Genomic DNA, 18,187 nt, shown 5'->3' with positions numbered 1-18,187 from the left:
GCCAATGACGCGTATCCACCCCACGGCGATCGTCGATCCCTCGGCCTCGCTCGACAGCACGGTCGAGGTCGGTCCGTACACCGTGATCGGTCCGCACGTGAAGATCGGCGCCGGCACCACGGTCGGTCCGCACTGCGTGATCGAGGGCCACACCACCATCGGCCGCGACAACCGCATCTTCCAGTTCAACTCCCTCGGCGCGATCCCGCAGGACAAGAAGTACGCGGGCGAGCCCTGCGAGCTGGTGATCGGCGACCGCAACACCATCCGCGAGTTCTGCACCTTCAACATCGGCTCGCCCGGTGACAAGGGGCTCACGCGCCTGGGCGACGACAACTGGATCATGGCCTACGTGCACCTCGCGCACGATTGTGTGGTGGGCAACAAGACCATCTTCGCCAACAACTCGCAACTCGCGGGGCACGTGCACGTGGGCGATTGGGCGATCCTTGGTGGCTTCACCGTGGTTCACCAGTTCGTGCGCATCGGCGCGCACGCCATGACGGCCATGTGCTCCGCGCTGCTTGCCGACGTGCCACCGTTCGTGATGACGCAGGGCCAGCCCGCCAGTGCGCGCTCGATGAATTTTGAGGGCCTGCGCCGGCGCGGCTTTTCGGCCGAGCGCATCGCCGCCGTCAAGGCCATGCACAAGGCGCTCTACCGCGAGGACCGCACGCTCGAGCAAGCCATGGCGCGCATCGACGCGCTGCGCCTTGAAAAGCCCGAGGCCGGGGAAGACGTCGATCTGATGCTGGGCTTCCTGCGCGGCGCCTCGCCGCAGCGCGGCATCGTTCGCTGAAGAGGGGTTTGGCGTGAGCGCATCGCCACGTTTCGCCCTGGTGGCAGGCGAGGCCTCGGGCGATCTGCTCGCGGGCCTGCTGCTGGGTGGCCTGCGCCAGCGCTGGCCGGGCCTCACGGGCGTGGGCATCGGCGGTCCGCAGATGGTCGCCCAGGGTTTCGACGCCTGGTGGCCCAGCGAGCGGCTGGCCGTGCGCGGTTATGTCGAGGTTCTGCGGCACTACCGCGAAATCGTGGGCATACGCCAGCAGCTGCGCCAACGCCTGCTGCAAGGCGAGCGACCCGACGTTTTCATCGGGGTGGACGCGCCCGACTTCAACCTCGAACTCGAAGCGAGTCTCAAGGCGGCGGGCGTGCGCACGGTGCATTTCGTCTGTCCCTCGATCTGGGCCTGGCGGCCCGAGCGCGTGCGCAAGATCCAGGCGAGCGCCGACCACGTGCTGTGCATCTTTCCTTTCGAGCCCGCGCTGCTCGCCGAGCACGGCATCGCCGCCACCTACGTGGGGCACCCGGTGGCCAACGTGGTGCCCCTGGAGCCCGACCGCCAGGCCGCGCGCCGCCAGCTCGGCCTTCCCGAGGACGCTGAGGTGGTGGCGCTGTTGCCGGGCAGCCGTGGCTCGGAGGTCGACTACCTCGCGCACCGATTTTTCGAGGCGGCGCGGCTCATGCGGCAGGCGCGCCAGGGGCTGCGCTTCGTGTTGCCCGCCGTGCCCGTGCAGCGCGAGCGCATCGAGCGCGTGGCGCGCGAGGCGGGCGTGTCGGACCTGGTGCAGGTGGTGCCAGGTCAGTCGCATGCCGTGCTGGCCGCCTGTGATGCCACGCTGATCGCCAGCGGCACCGCCACGCTGGAGGCCGCGCTGTTCAAGCGGCCCATGGTCATTGCCTACAACATGAACTGGCTGTCCTGGCAGATCATGCGTCGCCAGCGCCTGCAGCCTTGGGTGGGCCTGCCCAACATCCTGTGCCAGGACTTCGTCGTGCCCGAGCTGCTGCAGGAAGAGGCCTCGCCCCAGCGCCTGGCGCAGGCCGTGCTCGACTGGCTCGACGCGCCCGAGCGCGTGCGCGCGCTGCAGGCCCGCTTCACCCAACTGCACCACGAGCTGCGCCGCGACACCGCGGCGCTGGCCACCGATGCGATCGAAGCGCTTCTTGCTCGCTGAGCAGGCCACGCTGGTGTGGGATACGCCCGGCCTGCACGCCGGCGTGGACGAGGCCGGCCGCGGTCCGCTCGCGGGTCCGGTGGTGGCGGCCGCGGTCATCCTCGACGAACTGCAGCCCATAGCGGGCCTGGCCGACTCCAAGCAGCTCAGCGCCGCGCGGCGCGAGCGGCTGTACGACGAGATCCGCGCCAAGGCCCTGTGCTGCAGCGTGGCCCTGGCCTCGGTGGAGGAGATCGACACGCTCAACATCCTGCAGGCCACCCTGCTGGCCATGCAGCGCGCGGTCGCCGGGCTGCGCCTGAAGCCGGTGAAGGTGCTGGTGGATGGCAACCGCCTGCCGCCGCTGGACGTGCTGGCCGAAGCCATCGTGCAAGGCGACGCCAAGGTACCGGCCATCTCGGCCGCCTCCATCCTGGCCAAGGTCACGCGCGACCGCCTGCTCGACGAGCTGCACCTGCGGCATCCGCAGTACGGCTTCAACCAACACAAGGGCTACGGCACCGCGCAACACCTGGACGCTTTGCGCCAGCACGGCCCCTTGCCCGAGCACCGGCGTTCCTTCGCGCCCGTGGCCCAGGCCCACGCGGCGCGCGTGAGCGCCGTGCGGCCGGCCGACGGCCTGGGCGCCGCCATGCCCGACGCGCGGGCCACGCCATGACCGTGACGCCGCAGGACATCCAGTCGCGCGACAACCCGCTCGTGAAGGAGCTGCGCGCGCTGGCGCAGGACAACACCGCCTACCGCCAGCGCGGACGGGTCTGGCTGGACGGCGACCACCTCTGCCGCGCGCTGCTGGCGCGCGGCCAGCGGCCGTCCATCGCTGTCTTCAGCGTCTCCGGCTGGCCGCGCGCCGACGCCGAACTGGTGGCCGCCGCGCCGCGCGTGGTGCGCCTGCCCGACGCCGTCATGGCCAGCGTGAGCGGCCTGGAGTCGCCCCCCGCCATGGGCTTCGTGACCGATCTGCCCGACGCGGCGGGGCTGCTGCCCGATGCGCCCACCGTGGTGCTCGACCGCCTGCAGGACGCCGGCAACGTGGGCTCCGTGCTGCGCAGCGCGGCCGCCTTCGGCTTCACGCAAGTGGCCGCGCTCAAGGGCTCGGCCGCGCTGTGGTCGCCCAAGGTGCTGCGCGCGGGCATGGGCGCGCATTTCGCCCTGCGCCTGGTCGAGGGCCTGGCGCCCGAGGCGCTGGCGTCCCTGTCGGTGCCGCTGCTGGTCACCAGCTCGCACCAGGGCGATTGGTTGCACCGGACCGCCTTGCCCTGGCCCTGCGCCTGGGTCATGGGCCACGAAGGGCAGGGCGTGGGCGAGGCGCTCATGGCGCGTGCGAGCCGCTTCGTGCGCATTGCGCAGCCCGGTGGCGAGGAGTCGCTCAACGTCGCCGCGGCGGCCGCCATCTGTCTGCACGCGAGCGCGGCCGGACGTTTCAACGGCGCCGGCGACTGAGGCCAGCAGGTGCCCTGGGTGCTGCGCCGCAACACAGCGGCGCGCTATAATTCGACGGTTTAACTGCAATCGGCGCCATGCCCCGCGCGCCGCGGCTCCACACCCCAGGATTTCGCCCACCCAGCGCCCCCCGCGGCCGGTGGACGCGAAGCCTGCGCGGCACCTGCCGACCGCGCGCGACGGCCAGCCCACCCCTTTTCTGGAGATCCCTGTGCTGCCCGTCCACCCGAAAGCCCTTCTCGCGCTCGCTGATGGAACGGTCTTTGAAGGCATCTCCATCGGCGCCACCGGCCAGACCGTGGGCGAGGTGGTGTTCAACACCGCGATCACCGGCTACCAGGAGATCCTCACCGATCCCAGCTACTGCCGCCAGATCGTCACGCTGACCTATCCCCACATCGGCAACACCGGCGTCAACCGCGAAGACGTGGAAGCCACGCGCGTGCACGCCGCCGGCCTGATCATCAAGGACCTGCCGCTGCTGGCCTCCAACTTCCGTTGCGAGGAAACCCTCTCCGACTACCTGCGCCGCGAGAACACCGTGGCCATCGCCGACCTGGACACGCGCGCGCTCACGCGCCGCCTGCGAACCCACGGCGCGCAGAACGGCTGCATCGTGGCGCTGGCGGCGGGCGAAGCCCTCACCGACGCGCACCGCGCCGCCGCCATTGCCGCCGCGAAGGCTGCGCCCAACATGGCGGGGCAGGACCTGGCCAAGGTGGTGTCCGTGGACAAGCCCTACGCCTGGTCCGAAACCGAGTGGACGCTGGGCCAGGGCTATGGCGAACTCAGCCAGGCCGCCTTCCATGTCGTCGCCTACGACTTCGGTGTCAAGCACAACATCCTGCGCATGCTGGCCTCGCGCGGCTGCCGCGTGACCGTGGTGCCCGCGCAGACGCCCGCGGCCGAGGTCTTCAAGCTCCAGCCCGACGGTGTGTTCCTCTCCAACGGCCCCGGCGACCCGGAGCCCTGCGACTACGCCATCGCCGCCGCGCGCGAGATCATCGACGCCGGCCTGCCCACCTTCGGCATCTGCCTGGGTCACCAGATCATGGCCTTGGCCAGCGGCGCCAAGACTTTCAAGATGAAGTTCGGCCACCATGGCGCGAACCACCCGGTGAAAGACCTGGACGACGGCCGCGTGTCCATCACCAGCCAGAACCACGGCTTCGCGGTCGACGAAAAGACCCTGCCCGCCAACCTGCGCCCCACGCACGTGAGCCTGTTCGACGGCACGCTGCAGGGCCTGGCCCGCACCGACCAGCCGGCCTTCTGCTTCCAGGGCCACCCTGAGGCCTCGCCTGGTCCGCACGACATCGGCTACCTGTTCGACCGCTTCGTCGCGCTCATGAAGGAGCGCGCGGCGGTCGCCGCCTGAGAAGGCCCGAATGAAGCTGTTCAGCTTTCCCGCCGCCGCCATCGAGAAGGCCATCGCCAAGCGCCAGCTCACGCTGCCGCCGCCGCACAAGGAGTGGTTCGCGCAGCGCTGGGCGCAGAAGCCCTACCGCAAGGCCTTTCTCGACCACAAGGCCGTGCCGCTGGTGACGCTGCTGGCCAAGTGCAAGACCTGGGACGACGAGACCTTCAACAGCGAAATGGCCGCGTGGGACGCGCGCTTCCACGAGGCCGAGGCCGAGGTCCTGCGCCCCCTGGTGCAGGGCGACGGCCTGTTGCAGCTGATGCAGAAGGCCATCCCCGCCGAGCGCGCGCAGGCGCTGCTGAACAAACTAGACCAACGCGCGGACCAATAACCCGCGAGCGACACAAGATGCCCAAGAGAACAGACATCCAGACCGTGCTGATCATCGGCGCCGGTCCCATCATCATCGGCCAGGCCTGCGAGTTCGATTACTCCGGCGTGCAGGCCTGCAAGGCCCTGCGCGAAGAGGGCTACCGCGTGGTGCTGATCAACAGCAACCCCGCCACCATCATGACCGACCCGGCCACGGCCGACGTCACCTACATCGAGCCCATCACCTGGCAGACGGTCGAGAAGATCATCGCCAAGGAGCGCCCCAAAACGGCCGGCGGCTTCGCCATCCTGCCGACCATGGGCGGCCAGACGGCGCTCAACTGCGCGCTGGACCTCTGGCGCCACGGCGTGCTGGCCAAATATGGCGTCGAGCTGATCGGCGCCACGCCCGAAGCCATCGACAAGGCCGAGGACCGCCTGAAGTTCAAGGACGCGATGACGCGCATCGGCCTGGGTTCGGCGCGCTCGGGCATCGCCCACACGCTGGAAGAGGCCTGGGGCGTGCAAAAGACCGTGGGCTTCCCGGTCGTCATTCGCCCCAGCTTCACGCTGGGCGGCACGGGCGGCGGCATCGCCTACAACCCCGAAGAGTTCGAGACCATCTGCAAGCGCGGCATCGAGGCCTCGCCCACCAATGAGCTGCTGATCGAAGAGTCGCTGCTCGGCTGGAAAGAGTACGAGATGGAGGTCGTGCGCGACAAGGCCGACAACTGCATCATCGTCTGCTCGATCGAAAACCTCGACCCCATGGGCGTGCACACCGGCGACTCGATCACCGTGGCGCCCGCGCAGACGCTGACCGACAAGGAGTACCAGATCCTGCGCAACGCCAGCCTGGCGGTGCTGCGCGAGATCGGCGTCGACACCGGTGGCTCCAACGTGCAGTTCTCCATCAACCCGAAAGACGGCCGCATGGTCGTCATCGAGATGAACCCGCGCGTGTCGCGTTCGTCCGCGCTGGCCTCCAAGGCCACGGGCTTCCCCATCGCCAAGGTCGCGGCCAAGCTGGCCGTGGGCTACACGCTCGACGAGCTGCGCAACGAGATCACCGGTGGCGCCACGCCCGCGAGCTTCGAGCCCTCGATCGACTACGTGGTCACCAAGATCCCGCGCTTCGCCTTCGAGAAGTTCAAGGACGCCGACGACCGCCTGACCACGCAGATGAAGTCCGTGGGCGAGGTCATGGCCATGGGCCGCACCTTCCAGGAGAGCTTCCAGAAGGCCCTGCGCGGCCTGGAGGTCGGCGTCGACGGCATGAACGAGAAGACGCAGGACCGCGAGACGCTGGAAAAGGAACTCGGTGAGCCCGGCCCCGAGCGCATCTGGTACGTGGGCGACGCCTTCGCCGCGGGCTGGACGGTCGACGAGGTGCACCAGTTCACCAAGATCGACAAGTGGTTCCTCGTGCAGATCGAGGAGATCGTCAAGCTCGAACTCGCCATGGACGCGCTGACCGCGCAGAAGGGCGAGGGCGCGCTGGCCTCGCTGGACGTGGCCACGCTGCGGGGCCTGAAGAAGAAAGGCTTCTCCGATCGCCGCCTGGCCAAGCTGCTCAAGACCAGCGACACCGCCGTGCGGGCGCGCCGCCGCGAGCTGGGCGTGCGCCCGGTCTACAAGCGCGTGGACACCTGCGCGGCCGAATTCGCCACCACCACGGCCTACCTGTACTCCACTTACGAAGGCCACGGCCAGGCCGAGTGCGAGGCCGAGCCCACTGGCAACAAGAAGATCATGGTGCTGGGCGGCGGTCCCAACCGCATCGGCCAGGGCATCGAGTTCGACTACTGCTGCGTGCACGCCGCGCTCGCCATGCGCGAGGATGGCTACGAGACCATCATGGTCAACTGCAACCCCGAGACCGTGTCGACCGACTACGACACCAGCGACCGCCTCTACTTCGAGCCGCTCACGCTGGAAGACGTGCTGGAGATCGTCGACAAGGAAAAGCCGGCCGGCGTGATCGTGCAGTACGGCGGCCAGACGCCGCTCAAGCTCGCGCTGGGCCTGGAGGCCGCGGGCGTGCCCATCATCGGCACCTCGCCCGACATGATCGACGCGGCCGAAGACCGCGAGCGTTTCCAGAAGCTGCTGCACGAGCTCAAGCTGCGCCAGCCGCCCAACGCCACCGCGCGCACCGAGACGGAAGCGCTCGAGAAGGCCGCCGCGCTGGGTTACCCGCTGGTGGTGCGCCCGAGCTATGTGCTCGGCGGCCGCGCCATGGAAATCGTGCACGAGCAGCGCGACCTCGAGCGCTACATGCGCGAGGCCGTGAAGGTCAGCAACGATTCGCCGGTGCTGCTCGACCGCTTCCTCAACGACGCCATCGAGTGCGACGTGGACGCCGTGCGCGACGCCACGGGCCGCGTGTTCATCGGCGGCGTGATGGAGCACATCGAACAGGCCGGCGTGCACAGCGGCGACTCCGCCTGCTCGCTGCCGCCGTACTACCTGAGCAAGGCCACGGTGGACGAGCTCAAGCGCCAGACCGCGGCCATGGCCCAGGGCCTGAACGTGGTCGGTCTCATGAACGTGCAGTTCGCGATCCAGGAGATCGAGGAAGACGGCCAGAAGAAGGACGTGATCTACGTGCTCGAAGTGAACCCGCGCGCCTCGCGCACGGTGCCCTTCGTCTCCAAGGCCACGGGCATCCAGCTGGCCAAGGTGGCCGCGCGCTGCATGGCCGGCCAGTCGCTCGACTCGCAGGGCATCGGTGAAGAGGTGGTGCCGCCGTACTTCAGCGTGAAGGAAGCGGTCTTCCCCTTCGTCAAGTTCCCGGGTGTGGACACCATCCTCGGCCCCGAGATGAAGTCCACTGGCGAGGTCATGGGCGTGGGCAAGACCTTCGGCGAAGCCTTCGTGAAGAGCCAGATCGGCGCGGGCACCAAGCTGCCCACGGCGGGCAAGGTCTTCCTGACGGTGAAGAACAGCGACAAGCCGCGGGCCGTGGACGTGGCGCGCCAGCTCGTCGACCTGGGCTTCGAGCTGATCGCCACGCGCGGCACGGCGGCGGCCATCGAGGCGGCCGGCCTGGCGGTGCAGACGGTCAACAAGGTCACCGAGGGCCGCCCGCACATCGTGGACATGATCAAGAACGGCGACATCGCGCTGGTGATCAACACGGTGGAGGAGCGCCGCAACGCCATCGCCGACTCGCGCGCGATTCGCACTTCGGCGCTGCTGGCGCGCGTCACCACCTTCACCACCATCGCGGGCGCCGAGGCGGCCGTCGAGGGCATGAAGTACATGGCCAGCCTGGACGTCATCTCGGTGCAGGACATGCACGCGCTGATCGCGGCCTGAACAGAGGCCCACCACCTCCGCGCCTCGCGCGATCCGCCGGCGCGGCATTGACCCGCGTGCCCTTCGGGGCATAATGCCTTTCACGACACCGCCGAGCGGCAACGCCCGGCGGTTTGCTTTTGTGGAGAGACATCTATGGCCACCATCCCCATCACCAAGCGCGGCGCCGAAAAGCTCAAGGAAGAGCTGCACCGCCTCAAGACCGTCGACCGCCCCGCGGTCATCAGCGCCATCGCCGAGGCGCGCGCCCAGGGCGACCTGAGCGAGAACGCCGAGTACGACGCCGCCAAGGACCGCCAGGGCTTCATCGAAGGCCGCATCGCCGAGATCGAGGGCAAGCTGTCGACGGCGCAGATCATCGACCCCAGCGCCCTGAACGCGGGCGGCAAGGTGGTGTTCGGCGCCACCGTGGAACTCGAGGACGAGGACAGCGGCTCGGCCGTCACGTACCAGATCGTGGGCGAGGACGAGGCCGACCTGAAGGAAGGCCTGATCAACATCGGCAGCCCGATCGCGCGCGCGCTGATCGGCAAGGAAGAGGGCGACACCGCCGAGGTGCAGGCGCCCGGCGGTTTGCGCCGCTACGAAATCGTGGCCGTGCGCTACGCCTGAGCGCGCGGACCATGCGCCTGCAACGCCCCGCGTTGATGCTGGCCGCCCTCTGGTGGGGCGGCATCACGGCCTTGAGCTTCCTGGCCGTGCCCACCTTGTTTGCCGCCCTTGGCAACCCGGCCGTGGCCGGGCCGGTGGCGGCGAAGCTGTTCTCGCTGCAGTGCCAGGCGGGCCTGGTCATCGGCTTGGTGCTGCTGATCCTGGTGCGCCAGGGCGGCCCTTCGCCGATGGCCCGCACCGCGCTGGCCCTGGTCTGTGTGGCCATGGCGCTGGCCGTGCTGCAGGAGTACGGCGTGGCGCAGAAGATCGTGAGCGCGCGCGCCAGCGGCGGCGATCTCAGGCTCTGGCACGGCGCGGGCAGCGCCCTGGTGCTGGGCCAGTGGCTGTGCAGCGGCGCCCTGCTGTGGCGCCTGAGCGGGCCCCGGCCCGCGGGCGGCGATCAGCCCGCCTGAACGCCGGCCTGGCGCTCGGCCGAGTCGAGCGTGTTCACCATCAGCATGGTGATGGTCATGGGGCCCACGCCACCGGGCACGGGCGTGATCCAGCCGGCCACTTCCTTGACCCCGTCGAAGTCCACGTCGCCGCAGAGCTTGCCGGCCTCGTTGCGGTTCATGCCCACGTCGATCACCACGGCGCCGGGCTTGACCATGTCGGCCGTCAGCACGTTGCGCTTGCCCACGGCGGCCACCACCACGTCGGCCTGGCGCGTGAACGCCGCCAGGTCCTTCGTGCCGCTGTGGCAGACGGTGACGGTGGCATTGGCCTGCAGCAGCATCAGCGCCATGGGCTTGCCCACGATGTTGCTGCGCCCGATCACCACCGCGTGCTTGCCGCGCAGGTCGACGCCGATGTGCTCCAGCATCTTCATGCAGCCATGCGGCGTGCAGGGCCAGAAGCCGGGCAGGCCGGTCATCAGCGCGCCGGCGCTGGCCACGTGAAAGCCGTCCACGTCCTTGGCGGGGGAGATGGCCTCGATCACCTTCTGCGCGTCGATGTGAGCGGGCAGCGGCAGCTGCACCAGGATGCCGTGGATCGTCGGGTCCTGATTCATGGCCTGCACGCGCGCCAGCAGCTCGGCCTCGCTCAGCGTGGCGGGCCAGGTTTCCAGCACCGAGTGCATGCCGGTGTCCTCGCAGGCCTTGACCTTGTTGCGCACGTAGACCTGCGAGGCCGGGTTGTCGCCGACCAGGATCACGGCCAGGCCGGGCGTGAGGCCGCGGTTGCGCAGGGCCTGCACGCGCTGCGCCACGTCGGCGCGGAGTTGGCGGGAGAGGGCGTTGCCGTCGATGAGCTGGGCGGTCATGGCTGCAAGAGAGTGAAGGCTGGGAAAACGAAACGCCCGCCAAGGTGGCGGGCGTTGGTGGGTGGCTGTGGGGTCAGGCTTTCGCGGGCGTTTGGCCCAGGGCGATCTTGAGCAGGTCGGCCACCGTATTGGCGCCGAGCTTTTCCATGATGTTGGCGCGGTGCGCCTCCACCGTCTTGATGCTGATGCCCAGGTCGTCGGCGATCTGCTTGTTCAGGCGGCCGGCGACGATGCGCTCGAGCACCTGCGATTCGCGGCCGGTGAGCTTGGAGAGCAGGGCGTCGCGGCTGGCGGCCTGCTGATGGGTCGTGAAGGCCTCGCGCGCGTGTTCCAGCATGCGCTCGACCAGGGCCACCAGTTGGTCTTCCTTGAAGGGCTTCTGGATGAAGTCCAGCGCGCCCTTTTTCATGGATTCGACCGCCATGGGCACGTCGCCGTGGCCGGTGATGAAGACGATGGGCAAGGGGGACTGGCGCTCGACCAGGCGGTCTTGCAGCTCCATGCCGGTCATGCCGCCCATGCGGATGTCAGCGATGAGGCAGGCCACTTCGCGGGCGTCGTACCGGGAGAGGAAGGCCTCCGCCGATTCAAAACAGCGAACCCGGAAGTCCTTGCCCTCGAGCAGCCACTGGAGGGAATCGCGCACGGCCTCGTCGTCATCGACGACATAGACGGTGCCCTTTTTGGGGATCAGGCTCATCTCGCTCTCTCGGTGTCCGTCAGTGGTTCGTTGGCGGCAGTGTCCGACGAACCCTGGGGTTGAAGTCGCGGCGCGACGGGGATCCAGAAGCTGAAACAGCACCCCGTCACCTCGGTGCCATTGTAGAGGTTCTCCATCCGCATCCGGCCGTGGTGCGACTCGACGATGCTGCGGCACAGCTTGAGGCCGATGCCCATGCCCTCGCTCTTGGTGCTGTAGAAGGCCTCGTAGATGCGCTCGATCATCTCGTCGGGCACGCCCTTGCCGGAGTCGCGCACCTCGAACTCGACCACGCCCTCGCCGTCCAGCTGGCGCGGCGCCACGCGCAGCTCCACCAGGCGCTCGCCCAGCGGGCGGCCCGCCTGCACGATGGACTCGCCGGCGTTCTTGAGCAGGTTGATGAGCACCTGCTCGATCAGGATCGGGTCCACCATCAGCGCCGGCAGGCGCGCGGCCACGTAGGGCGTGAGCCGCACCTGCTGGCGGCGCAGCTCGATGTCGGCCAGCTCGATGGCGTTGTTCACCATCTGGGCCACATCCGACAGCGTGGGGTTGGGCTCGCTGCGCTTCACGAAGGCGCGGATGCGCTGGATGATCTGTCCCGCGCGCTGGGCCTGGCGCGCCGTCTTGTCCAGCGCCACCAGCATTTCCTCGGGTGAGATGCGCTGCTCCTGCAGGCGCGAAATGATGCCGGTGCAATAGTTGCTGATGGCGGTGAGCGGCTGGTTCAGTTCGTGCGCCACGCTGGAGGCCATCTCGCCCATGGTGATGAGGCGGCTGGCGGTCTGGGCGCGCTCGGTCTGGCGCGCGGCCTGTTCCTCGGCGGCGCGCCGCGGCGTGATGTCGCTGGCGATCACCATCTGCGCCAGTCGCCCGTCCACCCAGGTGAGGTAGCGCGTGCGCACCTCCAGCCAGCGGTCGAGTTCCTGCACGAAGACCTCGGCGTTCTCCACGCCGGCGTCGGTGAGCGTGCCGGTGGGCATGCCGGCGAAGGCGTCGACCGGGTCGGCGTCGTCCATGCTGGGCTGGGGCTGGTTGCCCGCCAGGTCCACCAGGTGGCGGTGGCCCTGGCCGCGCGTGCCGAACCACAGGCGGTACATCTTGTTGGCGAACAGCAGTTCCTCGCTGCCCAGCGGCGCCACCGACACGGCCGAGTCCAGCGACTCCAGCACGGTGGTGAAGCGCTCATAGGAGGCCGACAGCTCCTCGCGGATGCGCTTGGGCTCGGTGATGTCGGTCATGGAGGTCATCCAGCCGGTCTGGTGCCCCTTCGGGTCGATCAGCGGCGAGACGTACATGCGCGCGTCGAACACCGTGCCGTTGCGCCGGCGCACGCGCACCTCGAAGCCGCCGGGCGTGGAGCGGCCGTTGAGCTCGTCGTCCAGTCGCGCGTGCAGCAGCTCGTGGTCCTCCTCGGGCCAATAGGGAAAGGGCGCGGTGCGGCCCACCAGCTCGGCCTCGGTCCAGCCCGTCATGGAGCAGAACGCGGGGTTGACGTAGGTGATGCGGCCCTGCATGTCCAGCGCGCGCATGCCGGTGAGCATGGAGTTCTCCATGGCGCGGCGGAAATTGGTCTCGGCCACCAGGGCCTGCTGGGCCTGCACGCGCCGACGCGTGTGGCGCCAGGTGCCGATCAGCATCCACACCGTGAGCGCCGACAGCGCGCCGATGACCCCGACAAAGCCCGAACCCACGATGTCCTGCGAGGTGCGGTAGCCCTGGGCCTTGAGGATCAGGCCGTTGCCCACGGGCGAGACCGGCACCTCGTGCTCCAGCGAGGGCGTGGACCAGGGCAGGAAGGACAGCACTGGCTCGGCCGTCTGCAGGCTGCCGGCCAACACGGTGCCGCTGTCGTCCAGCAGGGCCACGGCGTAGCGCGCCATGATCTCGGGCGGCATGCCGAAGCGCACCAGGCCGTCCACCGAGTACTCGCCCATCACGGTGCCGGCGAAGCGGCCCTGCTCGGACAGCGGCACGTGCAGCATCAGCCGCGCGCTGCGCGGGTCGTTGTCGGCGAGCGGGCGCGAGTAGATCGGCTGGCGCAGGTCGCGCGCGAGGTCGAAGCTGCCGTCGGTCTCGGATGGCGAGAGCGAGCTGCCCACGCTGCGCATGAGCGCGACGGGCGCGCTGGGTGAGGTATAGCCCGACAACACGCGGCGGCGGCTGTCCACCCAGGTGATGGCCAGCAGCTCGGGGAACTGGCTCACCAGGGTCTCGGCCTGGAAGGCGAACTCCTCCGTGTCCAGGGCCTGGTTGTCGATCTCGCGGGCCAGGCGCATCAATTGCTCCTGGCGTTCCAGCAGCCGCAGCCGCAAGCGCTGCTGGGCGTACTCGACGTCGCGCGTGACGGCCTCGCGCTCGCGGTCGATCTCCTCGAAGCGCAGGTAGGCGATGGCCACCACGATGGCGGCCAGGAACAGCAGCACCGCCAGCAGCGGGCCGAGCGTGGCGAAGCGGTCCTGCCGCGATGGTGGCAGCCGGCGCCACCAGCGTTTCCACCACGGCGGGGTGGTGGCAGGGGGGGTATATGACATGGCGGGAGGAGTCTACGTGAGGGGAAATGGTTTCATGGCCGGCCCCCATCTGAAATTTCACATAAAGAAATCAATAGGCGCATATTGAAATGCCCAGGCCGCTGTGGAAGAATCCAAGACTTCACCGAACGGGCTCCGTAAGCTCGCCTTCATACATCAGGAGACAGCGATGTCAGCGAACGACACGAACAGCGGCGCGGGCGCCGTGGACCACGACGTCCAGGAGACGCGGGAATGGATGGAGGCGCTGGCCGCCGTCATCGAGAAAGAAGGTCCCGAGCGCGCGCACTTCCTGCTGGAGCAGCTCCTCGAAGAAGCCCGCCAGCACAGCGTGAACATGCCGTTCTCGGCCACCACGGGCTACGTCAACACCATCGAGCCCGGCGAAGAGGCCCGCAATCCGGGCAATCTGGAGCTTGAAGGCCGGCTGCGCGCCTACATGCGCTGGAACGCCATGGCCATGGTCGTGAAGGCCAACCGCCTGGACCCGGCCGACGGCGGCGACCTGGGTGGCCACATCAGCTCTTTCCAGTCGCTCGCGCACATGTTCGCGGTCGGCTTCAACCACTTCTGGCACGCCGACGACACCGACAACGGCGGCAAGCACGGCGGCGACCTGCTCTACATCCAGGGCCACAGCGCGCCCGGCATCTACGCCCGCGCCTTCATGGAAGGCCGCCTGAGCGAGGAGCACCTGCTCAATTTCCGCCAGGAGGTGGACGGCAAGGGCCTGTCCAGCTACCCGCACCCCAAGCTCATGCCCGGGTTCTGGCAGTTCCCCACCGTGTCCATGGGCCTGGGGCCGCTCATGGCGATCTACCAGGCGCGTTTCCTCAAGTACCTGCACGCGCGCGGCATCGCCGACACCTCCCAGCGCAAGGTCTGGGTGTTCTGTGGCGACGGCGAGATGGACGAGCCCGAGAGCCTGGGCGCCATCGGCCTGGCGGCGCGCGAAAAGCTCGACAACCTGGTGTTCGTCGTCAACTGCAACCTGCAGCGCCTGGACGGCCCGGTGCGCGGCAACGGCAAGATCATCCAGGAGCTGGAAGGCGAGTTCCGCGGCTCGGGCTGGAACGTCATCAAGCTGCTGTGGGGCAGCGAGTGGGACGCCCTGCTGGCACGCGACAAGGACGGCGCGCTGCGCAAGGTCATGATGGACACGCTGGACGGCGACTACCAGGCCTTCAAGGCCAACGACGGCGCCTTCGTGCGCAAGAACTTCTTCGGCCGCGACCCGCGCACGCTGGAGCTGGTGTCCAAGATGAGCGACGACGACATCTGGGCGCTGCGCCGCGGTGGCCACGATGCCCAGAAGGTGTACGCCGCCTTCCACCGTGCCTTCCACCACGAGGGCCAGCCCACGGTGCTGCTGGTCAAGACGGTCAAGGGCTATGGCATGGGCAAGGCCGGCGAGGGCAAGAACACCGCCCACCAGACCAAGAAGCTGTCGGACGATGACATCCGCTACATGCGCGACCGCTTCAACATCCCGATCCCGGACAGCGAGCTGCCCAAGATCCCGTTCTACAAGCCGGCCGACGACACGCCGGAGATGAAGTACCTGCACGACCGCCGCAAGGCCCTGGGCGGCTACCTGCCGCACCGCCGCGCCAAGAGCAGCGAGAGCTTCACCGTGCCGGCGCTGGAGACCTTCAAGGCGGTGCTGGAACCCACGGCCGAGGGCCGCGAGATCAGCACCACCCAGGCCTATGTGCGTTTCCTGACGCAACTGCTGCGCGACCAGGCGCTGGGCCCGCGCGTGGTGCCCATCCTGGTGGACGAGGCGCGCACCTTCGGCATGGAAGGCCTGTTCCGCCAGATCGGCATCTACAACCCCAAGGGCCAGCTGTACACCCCGGTCGATAAAGACCAGGTCATGTACTACAAGGAAGACAAGGCGGGCCAGATCCTGCAGGAAGGCATCAACGAAGCCGGCGGCATGGCCAGCTGGATCGCCGCGGCCACCTCGTACTCGACGAACAACCGCATCATGGTGCCGTTCTACGTGTACTACTCGATGTTCGGTTTCCAGCGCATCGGCGACCTGGCCTGGGCGGCGGGCGACATGCAGGCCCGCGGCTTCCTGCTGGGCGGCACCTCGGGGCGCACCACGCTCAACGGCGAAGGCCTGCAGCACGAGGACGGCCACAGTCACATCATGGCGGGCACCATTCCCAACTGCGTGAGCTACGACCCGACCTTCGCGCACGAGGTGGCGGTGATCATGCACCACGGTCTCAAGCGCATGGTGGAGCGCCAGGAGAACGTCTTCTATTACCTCACGCTGCTCAACGAGAACTACCCCATGCCCGGCCTTCAGCCCGGCACCGAGGAGCAGATCATCAAGGGCATGTACCTGTGCAAGCAGGCGCCCGCGCTCAAGAAGGACGCGCCCACGGTGCAGCTGCTGGGCAGCGGCACCATCCTGCGCGAGGCGTTCGCCGCGCAGGAGCTGCTGGAGAAGGACTGGGGCGTGGCCGCTGGCATCTGGAGCTGCCCGAGCTTCAACGAGCTGACGCGCGACGGCCAGGACGTGGAGCGCTGGAACCTGCTGCACCCCACCGAGAAGCCGCGCACGGCCTTCGTGACCGAGCAACTGGCCAAGACCACGGGCCCGGTGATCGCCTCCACCGACTACATGAAGAACTACGCGGAGCAGATCCGTCCCTTCGTGCCCAAGGACCGCACCTACAAGGTGCTGGGCACCGACGGCTTCGGCCGCAGCGACTTCCGCAGCAAGCTGCGCGAGCACTTCGAGGTGAACCGCCACTACATCGTGCTGGCCGCGCTGAAGGCGCTGGCCGACGAGGGCAAGCTGCCGGCGGCCAAGGTGGCCGAGGCGATCCAGAAATACGGCATCAAGGCCGACAAGATCAACCCGCTCCACGCCTGAGCACCGGAGACCGACATGGCAAGCATTGAAGTGAAGGTCCCGGACATCGGGGATTTCGACGAAGTGGCGGTGATCGAGCTGCTGGTCAAGCCCGGCGACACCGTGAAGGCCGAGCAGTCGCTCATCACCGTGGAGAGCGACAAGGCCTCGATGGAGATCCCGTCCTCGCACGCGGGGGTGGTGAAGGAGCTGAAGGTCCAGCTCGGCGACAAGGTGAAGCAGGGCTCGGTGGTGGTCGTGCTGGAGGCCGACGCTGCCGCCGCACCGGCGCCTGCTGCCGCTGCACCGGCGCCCGCCGCAGCCGCACCGGCGCCCGCTGCCTCGCCCGCGCAGCCGCCGGCTCCATCACCCGCCGCAGCGGCACCTGCCGGCCCGGTCGAGGTGCGCGTGCCCGACATCGGCGACTTCAAGGACGTCGCGGTGATCGAGGTGCTGGTCAAACCCGGCGACGCGGTCAAGGTCGAGCAGTCGCTCATCACCGTGGAGAGCGACAAGGCCTCGATGGAGATTCCCTCGTCGTCGGCTGGCGTGCTCAAGGAACTCAAGGTCCAGGTGGGCGACAAGCTCAACATCGGCGACCTGATCGCGGTGCTGGAAGGGGCGGCCGCCACGGGCGCGCCCGCGCAGGCGCCGGCCCCCGCCCCGGCCGCCACCGCTCCCGCCCCGGCCCAGGCGTCCAGCCCGGCGCCCGCCGCGGCGGCGCCCTCGGCCGCGCCGGCCCAGGCCCCCGCGCACAACCCCACCGTGCCGCCCGTGGGCCTGCCGCACGCCTCGCCCTCGGTGCGCAAGTTCGCGCGCGAGCTGGGCGTGCCGCTGGCCGAGGTCAAGGGCAACGGCCCCAAGGGCCGCATCACGCTGGAGGACGTGCAGAACTTCACCAAGGCCGTGATGGCGGGCAGCGCGCAGACGCAGGCCCAGGCCGCTAAGGCCCCGGCCGGTGGCGGCGGCATGGGCATGGACCTGCTGCCTTGGCCCAAGGTCGACTTCACCAAGTTTGGCCCGGTCGAGCGCAAGGACCTCTCGCGCATCAAGAAGATCAGCGGCGCCAACCTGCACCGCAACTGGGTGATGATCCCGCACGTCACCAACAACGACGAGGCGGACATCACCGAACTGGAGGCCTTCCGCGTGGCCACCAACAAGGAGAACGAGAAGTCCGGCGTGAAGGTCACCATGCTGGCCTTCGTGATCAAGGCGGTGGTCTCGGCGCTGAAGAAATTCCCCGAGTTCAACGCCAGCCTCGACGGCGACACCCTGGTCTACAAGCAGTACTTCCACATCGGCTTCGCGGCCGACACGCCCAATGGCCTGGTGGTGCCCGTGCTGAGGGACGCCGACAAGAAGGGCGTCCTGCAGATCAGCCAGGAAATGGGCGATCTGGCCAAGAAGGCGCGCGACGGCAAGATGGGCCCGGCCGACATGAGCGGCGGCTGCTTCTCCATCAGCTCGCTCGGCGGCATTGGCGGCACGCACTTCACGCCCATCATCAACGCGCCGGAGGTGGCCATCCTCGGCCTGTCCAAGAGCCAGATGAAGCCGGTGTGGGACGGCCAGCAGTTCGTGCCGCGCCTGACGCTGCCGCTGTCGCTGTCCTACGACCACCGCGTCATCGACGGCGCGTCCGCCGCGCGTTTCAACGCGTACCTCGGCCAGGTGCTGGCGGACTTCCGCCGCGTGCTGCTGTAAGGAGA

The 18,187-nt window shown here is 68.7% G+C and carries 14 protein-coding genes; 11 read left to right on the top strand and 3 right to left on the bottom strand.

Annotated features, from left to right (window positions below):
- Positions 1-4: 4 nt before the first annotated feature.
- The 9 genes from lpxA to JNX00_RS13765 all read left to right on the top strand — a co-directional run bounded on the left by lpxA (position 5) and on the right by JNX00_RS13765 (position 9,518).
- Positions 5-799 (top strand): acyl-ACP--UDP-N-acetylglucosamine O-acyltransferase, encoded by a 795-nt coding sequence (gene lpxA / locus JNX00_RS13805; protein ID WP_070400006.1) that lies wholly within the window; start codon positions 5-7, stop codon positions 797-799.
- Positions 800-812: 13 nt separating this feature from the next.
- Positions 813-1,958 carry a lipid-A-disaccharide synthase gene (gene lpxB, locus JNX00_RS13800; RefSeq protein WP_204742634.1) on the top strand — a complete coding sequence of 382 codons (1,146 nt, stop codon included), beginning with the start codon at positions 813-815 and terminating at the stop codon, positions 1,956-1,958.
- Positions 1,930-2,616, top strand: a complete 687-nt coding sequence (rnhB, locus tag JNX00_RS13795) for a ribonuclease HII (protein WP_070400007.1) — start codon at positions 1,930-1,932, stop codon at positions 2,614-2,616. The genes lpxB and rnhB overlap by 29 nt, the downstream gene beginning before the upstream one ends.
- Entirely contained in the window at positions 2,613-3,401 is a 789-nt protein-coding gene (locus JNX00_RS13790; RefSeq protein WP_070400008.1) for an RNA methyltransferase, read from the top strand. The genes rnhB and JNX00_RS13790 overlap by 4 nt, the downstream gene beginning before the upstream one ends.
- A 211-nt stretch (positions 3,402-3,612) precedes the next feature.
- Complete coding sequence (gene carA, locus JNX00_RS13785) at positions 3,613-4,779, top strand: glutamine-hydrolyzing carbamoyl-phosphate synthase small subunit (RefSeq protein ID WP_070400009.1); 1,167 nt, start codon at positions 3,613-3,615, stop codon at positions 4,777-4,779.
- A 10-nt stretch (positions 4,780-4,789) separates the two neighbouring features.
- The gene (locus JNX00_RS13780) at positions 4,790-5,152 is read left to right on the top strand and encodes a hypothetical protein (protein WP_070400010.1); all 363 of its coding nucleotides are present in this window, start codon (positions 4,790-4,792) and stop codon (positions 5,150-5,152) included.
- Positions 5,153-5,169: 17 nt separating this feature from the next.
- The gene (gene carB / locus JNX00_RS13775; protein WP_070400011.1) at positions 5,170-8,454 is read left to right on the top strand and encodes a carbamoyl-phosphate synthase large subunit; all 3,285 of its coding nucleotides are present in this window, start codon (positions 5,170-5,172) and stop codon (positions 8,452-8,454) included.
- A 135-nt stretch (positions 8,455-8,589) separates the two neighbouring features.
- Positions 8,590-9,066, top strand: coding sequence for a transcription elongation factor GreA (greA, locus tag JNX00_RS13770; RefSeq protein WP_070400012.1), 477 nt, complete (start codon positions 8,590-8,592; stop codon positions 9,064-9,066).
- Between the two features lie 11 nt (positions 9,067-9,077).
- Positions 9,078-9,518, top strand: a complete 441-nt coding sequence (locus tag JNX00_RS13765) for a DUF4149 domain-containing protein (protein WP_070400013.1) — start codon at positions 9,078-9,080, stop codon at positions 9,516-9,518.
- Here JNX00_RS13765 and folD read toward each other — a convergent pair.
- The 3 genes from folD to JNX00_RS13750 all read right to left on the bottom strand — a co-directional run bounded on the left by folD (position 9,506) and on the right by JNX00_RS13750 (position 13,603).
- On the bottom strand, positions 9,506-10,369 hold the full coding sequence (gene folD / locus JNX00_RS13760) for a bifunctional methylenetetrahydrofolate dehydrogenase/methenyltetrahydrofolate cyclohydrolase FolD (protein WP_204742633.1): 864 nt from the start codon (positions 10,367-10,369) through the stop codon (positions 9,506-9,508). The genes JNX00_RS13765 and folD overlap by 13 nt on opposite strands.
- Positions 10,370-10,442: 73 nt before the next feature.
- A complete protein-coding gene (locus JNX00_RS13755; protein ID WP_070400015.1) occupies positions 10,443-11,069 on the bottom strand; it encodes a response regulator transcription factor in 627 nt (208 codons plus the stop codon).
- Positions 11,066-13,603, bottom strand: a complete 2,538-nt coding sequence (locus JNX00_RS13750) for a PAS domain-containing sensor histidine kinase (RefSeq protein ID WP_070400016.1) — start codon at positions 13,601-13,603, stop codon at positions 11,066-11,068. Before JNX00_RS13750 ends, JNX00_RS13755 begins: the two co-directional genes overlap by 4 nt.
- A 169-nt stretch (positions 13,604-13,772) precedes the next feature.
- On the opposite strand from JNX00_RS13750, the gene aceE reads away from it, so the two are divergent.
- Positions 13,773-16,496, top strand: coding sequence for a pyruvate dehydrogenase (acetyl-transferring), homodimeric type (gene aceE / locus JNX00_RS13745; protein ID WP_070400017.1), 2,724 nt, complete (start codon positions 13,773-13,775; stop codon positions 16,494-16,496).
- A gap of 15 nt (positions 16,497-16,511) precedes the next feature.
- Positions 16,512-18,182, top strand: a complete 1,671-nt coding sequence (gene aceF, locus JNX00_RS13740) for a dihydrolipoyllysine-residue acetyltransferase (protein WP_204742632.1) — start codon at positions 16,512-16,514, stop codon at positions 18,180-18,182.
- The last annotated feature ends 5 nt before the right edge of the window (positions 18,183-18,187 follow it).

Source organism: Hydrogenophaga sp. YM1, from assembly GCF_016903055.1.
Classification (GTDB): Bacteria; Pseudomonadota; Gammaproteobacteria; order Burkholderiales; family Burkholderiaceae_C; genus Hydrogenophaga; species Hydrogenophaga borbori.
Note: the sequence above shows the minus strand (reverse complement) of the source record. Positions and strands in the feature narration are given on the sequence as shown.

Excerpts from the sequence above, each read along its gene's own strand:
- rnhB (WP_070400007.1), top strand. The coding sequence starts at position 1,930 with ATGCGATCGAAGCGCTTCTTGCTCGCTGAGCAGGCCACGCTGGTGTGG.
- greA (WP_070400012.1), top strand. The coding sequence starts at position 8,590 with ATGGCCACCATCCCCATCACCAAGCGCGGCGCCGAAAAGCTCAAGGAA.
- carB (WP_070400011.1), top strand. The coding sequence starts at position 5,170 with ATGCCCAAGAGAACAGACATCCAGACCGTGCTGATCATCGGCGCCGGT.
- aceE (WP_070400017.1), top strand. The coding sequence starts at position 13,773 with ATGTCAGCGAACGACACGAACAGCGGCGCGGGCGCCGTGGACCACGAC.
- aceF (WP_204742632.1), top strand. The coding sequence starts at position 16,512 with ATGGCAAGCATTGAAGTGAAGGTCCCGGACATCGGGGATTTCGACGAA.
- JNX00_RS13780 (WP_070400010.1), top strand. The coding sequence starts at position 4,790 with ATGAAGCTGTTCAGCTTTCCCGCCGCCGCCATCGAGAAGGCCATCGCC.
- JNX00_RS13790 (WP_070400008.1), top strand. The coding sequence starts at position 2,613 with ATGACCGTGACGCCGCAGGACATCCAGTCGCGCGACAACCCGCTCGTG.
- JNX00_RS13765 (WP_070400013.1), top strand. The coding sequence starts at position 9,078 with ATGCGCCTGCAACGCCCCGCGTTGATGCTGGCCGCCCTCTGGTGGGGC.
- lpxA (WP_070400006.1), top strand. The coding sequence starts at position 5 with ATGACGCGTATCCACCCCACGGCGATCGTCGATCCCTCGGCCTCGCTC.
- JNX00_RS13755 (WP_070400015.1), bottom strand. The coding sequence starts at position 11,069 with ATGAGCCTGATCCCCAAAAAGGGCACCGTCTATGTCGTCGATGACGAC.
- JNX00_RS13750 (WP_070400016.1), bottom strand. The coding sequence starts at position 13,603 with ATGTCATATACCCCCCCTGCCACCACCCCGCCGTGGTGGAAACGCTGG.
- folD (WP_204742633.1), bottom strand. The coding sequence starts at position 10,369 with ATGACCGCCCAGCTCATCGACGGCAACGCCCTCTCCCGCCAACTCCGC.